Raw genomic sequence first — 321 nt, forward strand, 5'->3', positions numbered from 1 at the left:
ATGATGGCACAGTAAGCGGCACGCAAACCGTAACGATCACTGTAACAGGAACGAACGATGCCCCAGTAGCAAGCAACGATGCACAAGGCACCGACGAAGAAACTACGCTGAGCACAAGTGTACCAGCCGCAACTGATGTAGACGGTACGGTAGTGAGCTACGCTTTGGTGGACGACACTACAAAAGGCGACTTGACCTTCAACGGAGACGGTACGTATAGCTTCGATCCGAATGGAGAGTTTGAAGCTTTGGCAGCTGGCGCGACAGAAGACGTGACTTTCACTTACACCGCCACTGACAATGATGGCACAGTAAGCGGCA

General features: G+C 52.3%; 1 protein-coding gene. It reads left to right on the top strand.

What is annotated here, in order from left to right; translation table 11 throughout:
• On the top strand, positions 1-321 hold a 321-nt coding region (locus BFP72_RS00015), incomplete at both ends, for an Ig-like domain-containing protein (RefSeq protein WP_185123713.1).

Origin of the sequence: Reichenbachiella sp. 5M10, assembly GCF_002742335.1 — a bacterium.
Classification (GTDB): Bacteria; Bacteroidota; Bacteroidia; order Cytophagales; family Cyclobacteriaceae; genus Reichenbachiella.